The sequence below is a fragment of the Vibrio sp. QJM3NY_27 genome (assembly GCF_057785955.1).
The window spans coordinates 2,095,020-2,113,621 of record NZ_CM173511.1; the positions used below are offsets into that span (position 1 = coordinate 2,095,020).

General features: G+C 45.6%; 1 protein-coding gene. It reads right to left on the minus strand.

The window, feature by feature from the left end:
* Positions 1-45: 45 nt before the first annotated feature.
* On the minus strand, positions 46-17,988 hold the full coding sequence (locus AC3CIA_RS09425; RefSeq protein ID WP_488518036.1) for a retention module-containing protein: 17,943 nt from the start codon (positions 17,986-17,988) through the stop codon (positions 46-48).
* Positions 17,989-18,602: the final 614 nt, after the last annotated feature.

Sequence of the window (18,602 nt, forward strand, 5' to 3'; positions counted from 1 at the left end):
AGTTCGCCTTTAGTTTAATCGTTAGATTCTAATACCTAGGGCGCGTTAACCGTGAGTGATGACATTTTGTTGCACTAACGCATCCAAAATATCCGAAGGCATGGTGCCACTTAAGGTTAGCTGAGGAGCAAGGTCTTCAACCACAATCACTTGCTCTGTGGTGCCCAAACCATCAGGGTTGATGGTTAGCTCTACATCATTTCCATCCACTTTTGCATCGATATGTTGTAACAGCGTCGTCATGTTCACAGTGGCATCTTTCAGTTCCGGCAACACCTCTCGTAGGTCAATCTGATCGCCTTCAGATAGATTGAAATCGGTAATCGTGTCTGCGACACCATCTTCAATATTGAGCCACACAAACGAATCCATTCCATTGCCACCAGTTAGGATATCTGAACCGCCGCCGCCAATCAGTGTGTCGTTACCGTCACCGCCAACCAACGTATCGTCACCCGCGCCACCTTCCAGTCGGTCATTTCCAGAACCCGCAGTTAGGTCAGTCGCATTCGCGCCAGCCAATAGCTGAATATCGTCGGTTTCCGAAGCCAGGTTAATGTCGGCCGCGTCAGACACAATGTTCAGGTTAAGGTCGATTGAAGCCGAGGTCGCCGTGTCGTTGTTGTCAGTCTCTTCAGAAACCGCCTCAACTTTAAGCGTGTAACTACTCGGAGTTTGAGAAAGCCCTACTGCCTGCAAGCTATCGATCGCATCTGCCGTTGCTACCCAAACACCGCCACCGAGATCGGTCACAGAACCGACATCACTGGTGATTTGAGCGCCAGCAGGCACATCACTGATATGCAGCGTTAGCTCCTCTGTAATGTCCGTTAAGGCAGCGATAATTCCAACCAAAGGAATGCCACTCGCACTGACTGACTGGCTCGCAGTAATGTTTCTCACGTAATTAGACGCAGTATCAATCGACAAGGTTGGCGCATTCGCCACTGGCGTTACCGCGATGTTGTAAACAACAGGCGTCGTCTCTATCGCGATACCAGAAGGGTTTCCGCTGTCTTTGGCGATAACTTCTAAGCCAATACTATTGGTTGGAGACAGACTCGCATCAAGGAACACACCGCTTGGACTGGTTGGTGTATCAATCAATGCATTTAGGTCACTCAAAGTACCGACTAAGATAACCGAACCAGTGTTGTTGCCGTTGACCATCACTGTCGTCACTGCCGGAAGTGAAACGTTCAATGTACCGTAATCCACTGTCAGCGTGACGGTCATGAGATCATCGGAAAATGTATCAACATAATCAGGGTCACTGACATTGATACCACTCAATAGTTGACCAACGTCCTCATCAACAACCGTAGTGACACTGTCACCATTAACGACAGGTGTATCGTTCACTCCATCGACAATCGCGGTGATCTCCGCAGTATCGGTTAGGAAATCATTGGCACCGTTGGTAGTACCATCATCTTCGACGGTGTAGGTGAACTTAACGTTACCGCTGTATTCATCAGCAGCCGTAAATATCCAGTACGGGCCAGTAATCATAGCGTCATCAGCACCACCTACGTTCTCAAAGCGCTGTAACTGGCCTTGGCCTTCGTCGAGCACCAGATTGGTCACGGTAATCGTGTCGTTTTCCGGATCGCTCGTCGCAGCAATTAAATCGCCCTCTTTGATGATCAACTGACCTTCTTCAAGGATGTTTCCTAAGTCAATGTCCGTTGCCACCGGCTGATCATTCACTTCCGTTACCACAACGCTGATTTCGCCAGTGTCTGTTAAGAAATCATTAACGCCGTTGGTTGTACCATCGTCCTCAACGGTATAAGTGAACTTAACATCACCGCTGTACTCGTTGGCTGCGGTAAATACCCAGTATGGGCCAGTGATCGTCGCATCATCAGCACCGCCCACGTTCTCAAAGCGTTGTAATTGGCCCTGACCTTGATCGAGCACCAAACTGTGCACAGTAATCGTGTCGTTTTCCGGATCAGTGGTTGCTGAAATCAGGTCTTCCTCTTTGATGATCAACTGACCTTCTTCAAGCATGGTGCCCAAATCAATATCCGATGCCACTGGCTGGTCATTGACTTCAGTAACTACGAGGCTAATTTCAGCATTATCAGTTAAGAAATCATCCACACCGTTGGTGGTACCGTCATCAATGATGTCGTAATTGAACTTCACATCGCCATTGAAATCACTGGCTGCAATGAATATCCAGAATGGTCCAGTTATCCCAGCGTCATCAGCACCACCAGCATTTTCATAGCGTGTAAGCTGACCTTGCCCTTGAGTACGAGTCACACCGGTTACTGTGAGATTGTGGTTTTCTAGATCAGAACTGGCTGCAATCAAGTCACTTTCAACAATCACGATTTGACCGTCTTCCGCAATCGAGCCTAAATCCACATCAGTCGCCACCGGAGCGTCATTCACTTCCGTCACCTTAATAGTGAAGGTAGCTTGATTGGTTTGAGCGGTATTTGGATCACCCGCGTCAATCAAGCCGTTATTACCACCATCATCGAGCGTTGCATTGATTGTGACTAAACCACTCTGGTTGAGGTGGTTCTGGTCTGGGTCTGGTTTGAAAGTCACCGCTCCATTGGTCAACGCGGTATTGATGTCGGCCTCTTTACCTGTAACCACCAATGAGCCGTCAGGTTGCAATACAAACGTCACGTCAGGAGAGCTGGTAAACTCAAACACACCCTGTGCACCCGGCAGTGTTTGGTCGACTTTAAGCGTCAGTTCATACGGAGCATCTGGATTATCAAAGTTTGCGTCGACGTCGTAGATACTAAAGTTGTCGATGGCAACACTGATGTCTTCCGATGTTTCAATGTTGGTCACATTCACAAAGATCGGTTGATCGTTAATAGGATCAATCACCAGATCGACATCGAAGCTGGTTGGTGTGCCTAAATACTCTGTGTTATCAGCATCTGTATCCACAGAACGAACGGTAATCTGCAGTGGACCATCAATACCTAGAGCATTACCCGCATCACTATTATGTTCGCCAGAGTTAAATACGATCTTATCGAGCGACTGTGCAGGAACATCAAGTGTCCAAAGCTGCGTCGCCGGATCGTAGCTAGCCAATGTCGTGCCATCTGGATAGAAAATAGAAGCATCTTGAGGAACACCCGCCACTTCAACTCGAAGCGTTTCGGGCGCATTCTCGGTATACGTCCCGCTTCCTGTTGCAGACAATTCTTTGTCCAAAATAGTCGCATTGATTTCGATATCAATGTTTTGGCCTTCATTGCCTGTCACAGAGTCGGTAGGGTTAGTATCGACATCATCACCAACAGGTACCACATGCAGTTTGAAGCTTGGCAAGTTTGCCGCCGCAGTAGGCACACCCAACAAAGATTCTTGAGTGAAGACTTCAACGCCAAACTCGGCCGTACCACTGAAGTTTTTCGGTGGTAAAATCGACAGCTCACTCAGGTCGAATGACAGTCCTGATGCTTGGGGCAGTTGAACACTCCATTCACCACCACCGTTGTTCTTCACTGTGTAAGTTGAGGCAGCATCTGCACTCATTAAGAAGCCATCTGGTACACCCGTAAACTTAATCGAAACGAACTGCTCTGAGCCATCAAGGTCAGTCAATGCGATCGATACTGGCCCCGTACCGGACAAGGAAATAAGCTGATCTTCGTTACCAGTAATCTCGATGACATCCGGATCACTACCCGGCCCTGTGGCAGACACGTCATCCACCACAGGAACGACTTCAAAGCTGACACTTGTAGAGAAGGTATCGGAGTCTGTTGCCGTACCCACAGGAGAAGCAGGATCATTATAGGTTGCTGTATCGGTAACGGTGCCGCTGACATTAACCTGCACTTGGTTAATATCATTGCCCGTTGGGTAATTTTCGATTGCCCTAAAGAGCACATTATCGAGTGCACCTGCCGCAATTTCAGCCTGATTAAACGTCACTGACGTACCTAATGAAGTACCCATATTGTCATAAAATGCGCCTATAGAAGGATCGTCCAACGTCAAGGTAATCGAAGTAAACTCTTCTTGACCGCCTTCGACGCCTGATACTTGATCCGAAATAGTCGAATTGAAGTCGAGTTGAATATAAGTGTCTTCGTAACCCACCGGATCTTGTCCGGCTTGGCCATCGTTATCGACAGGATTAAAGGCGTCATCAAGAGAACCCACGACATTCACCTCAATCGTTGGATCCGTCTCCGCATCCGGTGCGACTTTGATGACGACTTCGGTCACTAAGGTCTTCTCATCGCCAGATTGTAAATCTTTGGTCACAATGGTCATTGGCAACCTAAAGTCACCAGAGTAGTTTGGTGGCAGGTTCAACAACAAACCTGAAGAATCGACGGTTGTACCCTGTTCAACCGTTGTCTCGTAAACATATTTCCCGTTCACAAAGTCAACATCACTTCTTCCCGAAAGGCTAATCGGGAATGATGTAGTAGCATCAATGACCAGGATACCATCAATGATCACCGTCACTTGGTCAGGAGAATCATCACGGCCCGTAAAGCTCAAAATGCCATTGAGTGCCGCGCCGAGATCAAGTTGAGTATCTTCAACCGCATCGATAACGCTGTCTTCCACAATGGAGATCCCAGCTGCAACTTTATCCGTAGCAACAAGTACTTCAGGATAAGAAAGCGTTACCTCACCGGTGCGTTGCTCTTGGACGGACGTTTCATTGTTGGCATCTCCAGGATCTGACACTAAGGTATGAATCGTCATCTTGATATTATTAAAGTCCCCTGCCACGTCATCTGTATCATTGGCAGGGGTGAAATCTAAGCCATTTGGCGCACTGACGCTAAAGGCATCTTCATTGGTCACAACCCATCGGCCACCGCCTTCGTAAGAGGCACCCGTTACTAAAAGTTGCCCTAAAATATCATCCGACAAAGCGCTTCCGTCAGTGTTAGTCAGCTGAACAATCACTTCGTCAACTTGCTCTTCTACTGTGCTTAAATCCGTTTCTTGGTATCGGATGACGTATTCACCGTCCCAAATTTCGTCTCCGTTAATATCAGTCGTTTGGTTATCACTGTTGGTTGTAAATTTAATTACGCCATTAGCGTCAGCCGTAATCGTAGTCAGGTCTCCAAAGCCATCTTCGCTTGAAACAACAATCTTGTTGTCGGCATCTCCTGGTTCAACCACAGGTCGTACTTGAACGTTAATGATTCCGGTTATATCTGGATCGGCTTCGACATAACCACCATCTTCATCCTCTAGGCCGCTAGACGTATACTCATGATCTCGCTCTTCCATTTTAAGCTCGGTGGTCAACGTAAAATCTGCACTAGAATCAGCCGGAGGCGTCATTTGAATGAAGTTATTCGCCAAAGCAATCTGAGTGAATTGCTCCGGTGTCTGACTAGCGTCTTTAGGAGTAATCGTTAACGTACCTGCACCATCGTTTACAACAGTAACATCACCATTTACGGTAGGTGTGACACCCGATGGAATACCGGAAATCGTAATCGAAGTGAAATGCTCATCAGAATCAATATAGTCTGCACCTTCGGGGTGCCAATCAATGTTGATAGCCGTATCTTCATCACCGTTAGTCGTGTTGACATAAGTTGCTGATGTATCGATTTGAGGTATAACAAGCACTCGAATTTCTTGATCAAACGTAAGCGTGTGACCATCATTCTCGGTCACAATCACTTTACCTTGGATGTGGATATTCTCTGTCGATGAGTCGACAGGTCGAATGCGAATGCCTGAGGTTTTACCTGCCTCAGTAATGTTCGCTTCGTAGATAGGTTTCGATAGATCAGGACTACCGCCCGGTCCAGTTTCGTAACCGACAAAGTTAAGATCAATCACTGTTCCGTCGCCGTCTTCTAGAACAACACCATCGGGTATACCAGATAGAATAACGGTTATTGATTCTGACCCATCATCAGCTAATGGTGTAGTGCCAGTATCTGGTCTTCTCTCTCCAGATAACACAGTGAAGTCAAGCAGAGCAAAGTTATCACCGTTTTGACTTTCTTGAATCGTGGTTTGAACGCCGGTTATGCCACCTTCGTTAAACGTCGTCCAATCTGTACCATTCGTCCCACCATAAGGCGTGTCGGCAACACCTTTGACCTCGACGTTGACTGTCTTAGTACCCAGTATTTCTTCATCGACTTGCGCACCTGAAGAAAGGTTCGCGGTGTCTTTAACCACACCGGTGACATCGAAAGTAAAATCCACATTGCTGTGTTTGGTTGGAACAACTTCCACGTTAGCCAAATCGGAATACGCAATTTCTTGGTAATCAACGCCATTGATCGTGATGGTCGGAACGACTGTCGTGGTGCCTAAGAAGTAAAGTACCGCGCCTTCCGTAACATTACTGATGCGCACAAACAGTTCTTCAGAGCTGTCAGAATCGACCGAACCTGTCATGGTGATGACTTCGTCTAGCGTGAGCGCGTCTTTGTTGTCCAAAGGACCAATGTAATCAGGGTCATCGATGTTATCTTCGTTGATCTTGATACGACTCACACTGAATTTGCCCGGATCGGCGTCAGCGGTGACATCAATAATAATGTTTTGCTCTACAGAACGAGCGGTCGTCTTATCGTTTGCTCCACCGTTGGCTGAGTCATCGTATGGGTTAAGCGTCTCTTCCGTAATTGCCGTCGCTTTGAACTCAATCTGCCCTGAGAAGTTATCAATAGGGTTAACTACGGTGCTATTGATATCAGCAGATGCGATGATATAAACACCATTAACTGGCGTCAGCACTGTGCCATTTTGGTCAAGCAGCTCAAACTTCCCGTCGCCTTGGACAGCTTCAAGTTCATAGGTAATCGTCTCAGTATTACTGCTATCTTGCGACTGTGCATTCAACTGCAGAGTGACATTGTCTTCATCTTCGTTCACTTGATACTGATACGTGCTACTGGTGTCATCCCAAGTCGCAATATCAGCTACCGCTTCAATCTCAATTCTGAAGTTTGAATTAACAGTGTGATCCGTACTGCCATTTTTCTCAATTTCAAGCTCATAACGAACTCGCCCACCAGTTTCATCCGAACTAGCGTGTTGGTCCGGAACAAAGAACAGGTTATCTATCGTCGCGATAGTTTGTCTTGGTTCACTCGGGTTTGGAGCGAAGCTTTGTACGAGTTCAGGAGAGCCAAATATAATGTTCCCATTTGAGTCAGGCACTAATTCAATGTAGTCAGCACCATCAAAGTAATAAAAAGTACCTTGGTGACTATCACCTCCATTCGGGCTTTTAATCGTCAACTGGCCAATAGATTCAGCGTTATCTTGGTCATACAGACTAACTTGCAGCGCAACTTGAGCTGGTGCATTAGGCAAGCCATTTTGGTTATCTTGAACATTCTCAAGAGTCGGCTCATCGCCTGTTGCGTAAGGTATGGTTGAGTCTCTACCCGCATTCTCGAAGGTCGTCACTTTCAGCGCAATTCTTGTAGAATCCCTATCAGTAATCGTAATATCTAACGGTGTTTCAGAGGTGTCTAAATCGCCATCCGTCGCAATCACGTTAATCGAGAAGTCGATAGTGTCTAGGCCGTCATGATCGAGATAGCCGTTAGCTTTGAATTCGACCTCACCATTTGAGTTGATGCGTAAAGTACCAAGCTGCCTTTCCTGAGTACCACCATTGCCATCATCGGTTTGCTCATAAACGCGGATAATTCGACTTCCACTTTGAAGATTCAATGCGTCACTATAATCAGTCGCATTACCTCTTTGGAAAACAATATCTGCACCATTATTTGAGATACCCTCAATTCGACTCAGTACCGCACTATCAGCCCCCACATCCGTCGCATTAGCAAACATGTCGACTTTAGAGTTGTTGTAACCCTGCCCTTCAAGACGAGTAATCGATTGAGTGGTCACCAACGGAACATCATCAGTAACCGTGATTTTTAAATCGATCGCGTTTGATTGGTCTTGATCAAAATCTTCAGCCACGACCGAGAAATCAAGTTCGATGTTGTTTTCATCGGCACCATCAGGATGTTCAAGCGGTTTAAACAATTCAAATTGATAGCTGTTATCTGACGTATCAAAAATAATCTCGAAAACAGGCACTTGACCTGTGGCAGTCTGAGCAACGTAAGTAAACGTACTGCCAGATACAGAAACAGGTAACCATTCTAAGCTTTCTCCATCGGAGGTTAAGCCCGTCAGAACCAAATCTTCATCAACCAGTTCATATTTAACAACGCCATCGGCACCTTCATCAACGGTGAACAGTCCATTGATAATGGTATCTTCAGATTGATCGGAACCAATGCCAGTAAGATCGTCTTCATCAACAACTGTTTCACCAGTCGGCGCCGTCATTACCGGTACATCATCAATAACTTCGATGGGTAATTTATACTGGTTGGAATCATCGCCATCACTGTCAACAGCCACTACATCAAAGGAGATAGACAGCTTATTTCTCGCCTCTGAGCTAGGCTCATGATCTAGAGGGCCAAGCAAGGTAAACGTGTAAGCACCATCATCAGTCAGCACTAATGTGAAGATTGGCGTTCCGCCTGGGTTAGTTGCGCCTTGGTAGGTGGTCGTGTTAGCAGCACCTGTGATCTCAGCGATCTTAATACCTTCACTGCCCGACGATAGCGTGGCTTCCAACGTTGATATATTACGTAGTTCGTAAACCTCGACTTGGTCTGCACCTTCTGTGGTTACAAACGAACCTGTCGCTTGTGCCAGAGCGCCCAAGTCATCTTCATCAACCACAAACGTACTCGCGACAGTGGTATCAGTAATGGTTGGAACATCATCGGTAATGGTCACCGTAAGGGGTTTCATCACTGAATCAGTGTTGTCTTTGTCGACTGCGAGCACTGGCAAGGTGAAGATTTGATCATTGTTACCTTGTACAGGCAGGTGATCTAACTCTTCCAACAAGGTGAATGTGTACTCTCCTAGAACCACGCTGCTAAAGGTGATGGTGAAGATATCCGTTTGGACACCGCCGCTTTCAACGTAACCAATATAATGATCGCTGTTTAGAGGATCTTCTTTTAACTGAACCACCAAACCATCCGCTTTCAGATCGCCTGATGTGTTGAATTGAGCCGGATCAATACGGAAGTGGCTCACATCATCACTTCCTGCTGTGAAAGTAATGGTTTCAGTTTGGCTAACAGGTAAACCCGGTGAAGAACCATCAATCAGATTTGCTTCAGCCAACGCGACAGTCGGTACGGTGTCGATAGTTGGTGGCGCGCCATCGGCAATAGTTAACGTCACTGTAGACGTCACGATATCGCCATCTTTATCTTCAGATGTCACCGTAATGGTCTTGACGATATCGCCACCTGAGTGGTCTAGATTGCGGTTAGGTTCAAAACGTACATCACCTTCGAGTGTGATAAACAAAGAACCTTCTGCAAATACAAATTCTTGCTCACCAGTGTTCGTTTGTACCAAGGCTGTTTCAACTTGATTGTCATACACAAATTTAGTGACTGTCGCGCCATCTGCACTTTGCGCAGGCATCACATCAAACGTTGTTGTGGTCGGCGTGCCCGAGCTTGGCTCTGTGATGCTAAGAGCACCAGATTGCATCAATTGAACGTCATCACTGATGGTCACAGAAAGCGGTTTAGACGCTGAAATATCGCCATCGGTGTCTTGTGCATACACCGACAAGTCAAAGCTGAGATCGTTGTTTCCTAAGCCATCAACGTGATCCAAACGCTCAAGCAGCGTAAAGGTATACTGGCTAGGATTAGTATCATCAAAATCTAGGGTGAATATGATTTTCTCACCACCCGAACCATCCGTCGTAAACGCAATGTAGTCGCCAGAACCCGCAGGCTCCTCACGTAAACTCAATTCAAGGCCATCAGACTTCAACACGCCGTTGGTATTAAACAGCCCAACTTCAACGACTATTTTTCCGATGTCATCACTGCTCGCTAGCGAGGTGATAGTCTGAGTCACACTGACAGGCGTTCCGCTAGGCGTCGAACCGTCAGCAAGTAAGCTCTCAGACAAGCTGACGCTTGGCACAACGTTTATAGTTGGTCCATCACCATCAACAATCGTTAACGTGACCGTTGATGAAAAGGTGTCTTTATCAAAGTCTGAAGACGTGAACACAATCGATTTAACAATGTTCCCTGCAGAGTGATCAAGGTTTCGATTAGGCTCAAACCTTACGTCACCATCTAATGTCACAAACAGTGAACCTTCAGTGAAAACAAACTCTTGTTCGCCACTGATGTTCTGATTCAGAGTAATTGGAGAACCGCCGTCATACGTGAACTGCGTAATGTTCGCGCCGTCTGCACTTGGTATTGGCATCACATCAACGGTAGTTGTTGTTGGAGTACCAGAATTTGGCTCGGTAATGGTTAAGAAGCCATCTTGCATTTGCTGGATGTCATCTTCTATCGTAACCACCACATCGCGCTTTGTTGACTCAGAATCATCGGTATCAACAGCATAGATAGGTAAGCGGAAAGTAAGGTCGTTGTTGAGCACGCCATCAAGGTGATCAAGCGCCTCAATCAAGGCAAGTGTAAACTGAGCTTTGTTTGCACTATCAAAGCTAATGGTAAATACATCGGTAACGTTACCCATACCATCATCGGTATAACCAATGTAGTCACCAGCAGAAGAAGGATCTTCTTTTAGTTGAACAACAAGACCACTTGATTTCAACAGATCGCCAGGATTGAATTCGTTGGTCGCAATTCTAAAGTGACTAAAATCATCACTTCCTTCGGTGTAAGTGATTGTATGAGTCGAACTTACCGGAGAACCAGTTGGCGTAGAGCCATCCGCTAGGTTGACTTCCGATAAGTTAACATCTGGAACCACGTCAATAACGGGATCGATACCGTCTTTGATCGTTAAGGTGACATCCGCGGTATCTGTATCGTTATCAAAATCACTGGTGGTGACGACAATCGTTCTTACAATGTCGCCGGATGAATGGTCGAGATCTCGGTTCGGCTCAAAACGAACCTCCCCTTCAATGGTGATGTACAGTAAGCCATCGGTTACGGTAAAGACTTGTTCTGTAGAGATGCTTGGGTCTAACGTTACAGCTGTGCCACCATCGTAAGTAAACTGTGTCACTTTCGCGCCATCAGCACTCTGCGTTGGCATAACATCAATGATTGCCGTCGTAGGTGGCGTACCCGCAGCCAAATCAGCTAATGAAGGCTCAGTGATACTCAAGGTACCATCTTGAACACCTTGTACGTCATCGGTGATCGCAACCGTCATTGGCGACATTGCAGAATCATCACCATCCGCATCAACCGCTAACACAGGGACATCGAAGCTTAGTATATTGTTTTGTAATCCATCGACATGATCTAACGCTTCAAGCAGTGTGAACGTGTATTGCCCTAAATTGCTCGTCGAGAAGCTGATCGTGAAGACGTTGGTTTCTACGTTAGAACCGTCTTTAACGAAGCCAATGTAATTACCAGAATTAGCTGGCTGCTCTTTTATCTCGACATCTAGACCGTTCGATTTCAAAGCCCCTAAAGTATTAAACTGCGTAGGGTCAATTCTGAAATGGCTTACGTCGTCACTACCCGCTGTGTAAGTAATGGTTTGTGTCATTGTCACTGGATTACCGGTTGGCGCAGAGCCATCAGCCAGATCCACTTCAGATAACGTAATTCCGGGAACAAGGTCAATAGTAGGAAGGTCACCATCAACAATCTTCAGCGTCACGGTCGATGTAACAATATCGCCATCGAGGTCAACAGACGTCACCTCAATCGACTTGGTAATATCACCACCAGCATGATTTTGATTACGTACAGGTTCGAAACGTATCTCACCTTCCGTCGTAATGAATACCGAGCCTTCCGTGAAGACAAACTCTTGTTCACCATTCACATTTAAATCAAGGCTTTCTGCAGTGTTACCGTCAAAAACAAATGAAGTGACTTTGGCTCCATCAGCACTTTGGTTTGGCATCACATCAAAGGTATTTGATGTTTCGACACTTGCTGCAGGCTCACGACTGGTGATTGTGCCGCCTTGCATCAACTGCACATCGTCGCCAATGGTCACGCCAAGCTGAGAAACTAACGAATCATCGCCATCACTATCAACCGCATACACAGGTAGATTAAAGCTTAAATCGTTGTTGCCGCGCGCATCTTGATGATCGAGAGCTTCGATTAAAGTAAATGTGTATTCGCCTAAGGTTCCAGAGTTGAAGTCCAGTGTAAATACTGTCGTCTCTACATTAGACGAACTGGTAGTAAAACCGATGTACTGACCAGAGCCTTGAGGATCTTCACGCAGTTCGACCGCTAAGCCATTCGATTTAAGTGCATCGTTGGTATTGAACTCGGTTGGTTCTAGGCGGAAACGAACCACATCGTCACTTTGGTTGGTGAAAGTAATCGTCTGTGTTGAGCTGACCGCGCCGGCGCTTGGAACCGAACCATCCGCTAAGTTTGTTTCTGAGAGAGTAACGCTTGGCACAGCACCAATGGTTGGAATGTCACCATCGGTAATGGTTAGCGTAACGGTTGAGGTCACCGGATCGTTATCAAAATCACTTGAAGTTACCACTATCGACTTCACGATATCTTCGTTGGTCGTGTGGTCAAGGTCACGAGTAGGTTCAAAGCGCACTTGGCCTTGAATAGTGATGAATAACTCACCTTCGGTAAAACTAAACTGCTGCTCGCCTACGATGCTTTGATCGAGTGTTTTGACAATACCGCCAAATGAGAATTCAGTGATTGTCGCACCATCGGCACTCTGATTTGGCATCACATCAATGGTGTTGGTTGTGATTGTTCCGTCTGCAAGATTTGGCTCAGTGATATCTAACGTACCGTCTTGCATGATTTGGACATCATCACCAATGGTCACATTGAGTTGAGACACCAGTGAATCATCGCCATCACTGTCGACAGCGTAAACAGGCAGGTCAAAGCTTAAGCTGTTATTCGCAAGGCCATCTACATGGTCTAACGCTTCCAGTAAGGTAAAGGTGTACTCACCTAGCGTGGTTGCCGAGAAACTAATGGTAAACACTGGAACTTCAGCGTTCGAACCATTGGTAATAAAACCTATGTAAGTGCCCGGATTCGCAGAGTCTTCTTTTATCTCAACCGCAAACCCATTCGATTTCAGTGCACCACCGACATTAAACTCAGTTGATTCAATACGGAAGCTAGTCACATCATCACTTTGGTTCGTGAAAGTAATCGTCTCAGTTTGGCTTACTGCACTACTGCTTGGGTCTGATCCATCCGTAAGATTGGTTTCTGAAAGCGTAACGCTTGGCACTGTGTCAATGATTGGGATATCGCCATCGGTAATGGTTAGCGTTACCGTTGAAGACACAAGATCGTTATCGGAATCACTTGAAGTTACGACTATCGACTTCACGATATCGCCACCAGTATGGTCAAGGTTACGACTTGGTTCGAAACGAATATCGCCTTGCAGAGTGATATATAATGCCCCATCAGCAACCACGAACTTTTGCTCACCCGTATCATTTTGGTCAAGCGTTAATACCGCCCCACCATCATAAGTGAACTGAGTAATGGTCGTGCCATCAGCACCTTCTTCATCAAGTACATTAACGGTAGCTGTCGTCGGAGTACCTGCTGCCAAATCTGCAACCGTTGGCTCAATAATATTAAGCGCTTGGTTTTGCATGACCTGTACATCATCACCAATGGTCACATTCAGTTGAGACACCAGTGAATCATCACCATCGCTATCAACGGCATAAACAGGAAGATCAAAAGTCAGATCATTCTTCGCTAAGCCATCTACATGATCCAACGCTTCAAGTAAGGTGAAGGTGTATTGACCTAAATTGGTATCCGAGAAGCTAATCGTAAATACGTTGGTTTCAACGTTTGAGCCATCTGTAACATAACCGATGTAGCCACCCGGAGTGGTTGGGTCGGCTTTTAGCTCAACCGCTAATCCGTTTGATGTGAGAGCACCACCAATATTGAACTCTGTTGGTTCAATACGGAAACTTGTCACATCATCACTTTGATTGGTAAAGGTAATGGTTTGAGTTGAACTAACCGCACTGCCACTTGGAGCAGAGCCATCACTCAGATTCGTTTCTGACAGCGTAACGCTTGGCACTGTGTCAATGATTGGGATATCGCCATCGGTAATGGTTAGCGTTACCGTTGAAGACACAAGATCGTTATCGGAATCACTTGAAGTTACGACTATCGACTTCACGATATCGCCACCAGTATGGTCAAGGTTACGACTTGGTTCGAAACGAATATCGCCTTGCAGAGTGATATATAATGCCCCATCAGCAACCACGAACTTTTGCTCACCCGTATCATTTTGGTCAAGCGTTAATACCGCCCCACCATCATAAGTGAACTGAGTAATGGTCGTGCCATCAGCACCTTCTTCATCAAGTACATTAACGGTAGCTGTCGTCGGAGTACCTGCTGCCAAATCTGCAACCGTTGGCTCTTCAATAGTGAGAGAGTCATTAACCATCACTTGAATATCATCAGTGATAGTCACAGCCAGTGGCGACATTAGCGAATCATCGCCGTCGCTATCGACAGCGTATACTGGCAAGTTGAATGTTAGGTCGTTATTGCCTTGAACAGACGTGTGGTCAATCGCTTCCAGAAGCGTGAAGGTATACTCACCCAAAGTGGTACTGCTGAAATCGAGTGTAAACACAGTGGTTTCGACATTCGAAATATCGGTCGTGAAACCAATATAATTGCCTGAACCTGTTGGTTCTTCTCGAATCTCAATGATTAAGCCATCGGACTTGAGCGCGTTGTTGGTATTAAATTCACTTGGCTCTAAACGGAATTTCTCAACGTCATCACTTTGATTAGTGAAAGTGATGGTTTCCGTTTGACTGACTGCGCTGCCACTTGGCGATGAGCCGTCAGTTAAGTCCGCTTCTTCAAGTAAAACGCTCGGTACCACATCAATAATCGGAATATCACCATCAGTAATGGTTAACGTAACGGTTGAAGTCAGAGAATCGTTATCGAAATCGCTTGAGGTAACGACAATCGACTTCACGATGTCTTCGCTAACGGAATGGTCTAGATCGCGATTAGGTTCAAAGCGCACTTCACCTTCAAGGGTGATAAACAATTCACCTTCCGTGAAGCTAAACTGTTGTTCATCTGAAATACTTTGATCGAGTGTGTTTACGACGCCGTCATAAGTAAACTGAGTGATCGTCGCGCCATCGGCACTCTGATTTGGCATCACATCAATGGTATTGGTTGTGATTGTTCCATCAGCCAGATTTGGCTCGGTGATATCTAACGTTCCGTCTTGCATGATCTGAACATCATCACCGATGGTCACATTAAGCTGGGATACCAGTGAATCGTCGCCGTCCGTATCAACCGCATAAACAGGCAGATCGAAGCTCAGATCGTTATTCGTTTGGCCATCTGCATGGTCTAACGCTTCAAGCAGAGTAAAGGTGTATTCACCCAACGTACTCGTAGAGAAGGCAATCGTGAACACTGGAACTTCCGCGCCCGAACCATCAGTAATAAAACCGATATAACTACCTGGGTTAGCAGAGTCTTCTTTTATCTCAACCGCAAATCCATTCGATTTCAGTGCTCCACCGACATTGAACTCGGTTGGTTCAATTCGGAATTTAGCTACATCATCACTTTGATTGGTGAAAGTAATCGTCTCAGTCTGACTGACTGCAGTGCCACTTGGCGCTGAGCCGTCACTAAGGTTGGTTTCGGATAAAGTGACAGGTGGAATCAGATCTATAGTTGGGTTCTGACCATCTGTAATACTTAACTTAAGCGTTGATGTATCAGTATCGCCATCACTATCTTCGGCTAAGAAAGAGAACTGTTTGACGATGGTTTCACTGCTTGTATGGTCAATATCACGAGCCACTTCAAAGCTAAAATCACCATTCAATGAGATAGTGACCACACCCTCCGTAAAACTGAAGGTTTGATCAGCATCAGGTAATAAACTTTGATCTAACGAATAGTCAACACCGTCGTAGTTAAACGATTGAATTGTAGAACCATCTGCGCCTTCAAAATTGAACAGGTTATACGAAACAAGAGTATCGCCCGCTAAGGTCGGCTCGGTGACTGATTCAACCTTATCAACTAACTCAACGACATCGTCTTTAACATTAACGAGGATCTCAGCAGCTTCTGGTGTGTTTGAACCTCCAGACAGTGCAGAACGGTCACCATCCGCATCAACGGCATAAATTGGCAATGCAAAGGTCAGCAGCGCATCTTCAGCGCCTTGATGTGAAAGGTCTTCATACAGATTAAATTCGTAGCTCCCTAATGAAGGGCTGTCAATTTTAACGTCAAAGACCGTAATTCTCGAACCATTGACCTCAACATAACCTTCGTAGGTTCTTACACCGTTGGTTTCATCAATCAACTCAAGTAGCACAGCCTCGCCATTTGAAACCAAGCTGCCACCAGTATTAAATTCTGCCGGCTCAAGTTCATAATGGTCAATGATGTCACTTTCAAAAATATCCGCGATAATACTGCCGCTACCAGACACTGGCGCCGTGCCCTCTTGTGAGCCGCCAACAATGCCCGCTTCATCAACATCAATACTGTCAACATTAGTGATAACAGGACTATCGCCATCAGTAATGGCAATGTTGATGGTATTGGTTACAACATCTTGGTCAAAATCAGTAATCGTGATTGGCAAAACGAACGTCAGTGAATCGGTACCCACTTGTTCTATCGGATTAGACTGCTCGAATTTATAGGTGCCATCGGTATCTAGAGAAATAGTGAGAACAACCTCACCTCGACCTTGGATGGACAGAGTAATCGTTGTTCCATCGTCAGAAAGTCTCGCAAGTGTGTTTTGATTGTCGCTGAGCAACCCATCAAACTGGTCGAGTGCGCTTGCATCAAATACGGCTGATTGAAGGATATCACTACCAATATTTGAGAACGTCCCTTCGATTGTCGAGCTACTAGTTTCAACGTTAGTGATATTGACACTTTCAACAGACGGATCTATCCCGTCAAACACTGAAACCTGTGCGTTAACGAATGTTGCTAGCGGATTTCCAGCGGTGTCTACACCTTGAATATCAAAGGCAATATCTATTTGATCGCCAGTGTAAGAAACCTGACCACCGCCAACAGACGGTACATGATCAATCGGCTGAGAAATCGTTGTGGTTAGAGAAAGCTCAATGTTATTACCAACACTGACGGCATCAATATCGATACGTAATACTTCGTCGGTACCTTGAACACCAACGATAGAATTAGTCGCCGCGTCATACGTGAAGGTGACGGGCTGACCACTTGAAGTAATGTCGGTGTTTAATTCACTAAGCAGTGAAGCTAGGGATAGCGTTTCTGGTACGAAAGAGTCAGGAGCGAGCGCTAAGCTGCCAGCAATAATCGTTTCTGTGGTTGTTATAGATTGGGGATAAGTATTGCCAGATATGGAGCCTTCAGTCAGTGTTTCACTGATTGATTGACCACCCGAGGAACGAGTGAGCGACCTGAATTCTTCTCTGTCTTCATCAACGGTTTGTTCTGCTAAACCAGCGGTCTCAAAGAATGTCGATGGATGAGTTTCTGTATAGTTATAATCAATCGTCACAAAGCCGGCATTCGCAGAGCCTAGTCCGCCACCAGCCGCTGTTGCCTCTAAGATTTGAGTCGGATCGGCACCACCTAAAATAGCTTCTTGGATTGCAGCAAATTCATCATCATCAAAATCTCCAGCACCGGCTTGCTGTAAGTCAAAATTAACTTCTCCAGCGATCGGAGCATCAGCCCACGCTAAATCTTGATCAACACAGCCAACACAATTGCTTGCCACCTCAGTGACACCGTTTGGGGTACCTAATACAAGCTCTGCTTGGTTGGCAGTGATAACAATCTCGTTTTCACGAATAATATCTCCAGCTGAAATTTTTCGTGCGCTTCCGTCAGACTTAACCGCAATGACTTCTCCACTCACTACCTCTACAACTGCAGCTTGGCGCGAAACTTCAATACCCATATATCCCCCGAGGTCACAAAATGCTGTATTGCCCAACATCGTGAAAATGATAGTAATAACGGTTTCAGGCTTAAATTATATTCAGAACTTATTCTCTTCATTAACAATCAATTACGTAGACTGATGTATGTGATGAGTCAGTTCCGTTTCGCCTGTTTTTTTTATAGTTTACTTAACCTTAAGCCTAGTCTTTCTTATCCGAAATGTCATGTGTGTGCGAAGTGACTTCTTTTCACAAAGCTAGGCATTCACTTTAGTTTGTTCATGGACTAAGCAAAAGTTTATAGGGCGCTGATTTATATGCAATAAAATGCACAAGTTAATTACACCTCAAATTTTTATAAATATATACAGTAATAAAGTTGATAAATCATTAGGATTTATAGGCAATTAATAAGGTCGAGATATACCTAAACCCCAAAGAAGAACCAAATCCCATATTTGAGACAAGGTTCAGCACAAAGCTGATGAGAAACTGTTCAAACACCGTATAGGGCGTCAATTACATATACAACTATTGGAGTATTGAATGGGTATGCAGGGGCAATGAGTAGAAGTTGCAAATGGATATTTCGAGGTATCCCAAAAAAAGCCCACTAAGTTGAACCTTAGTG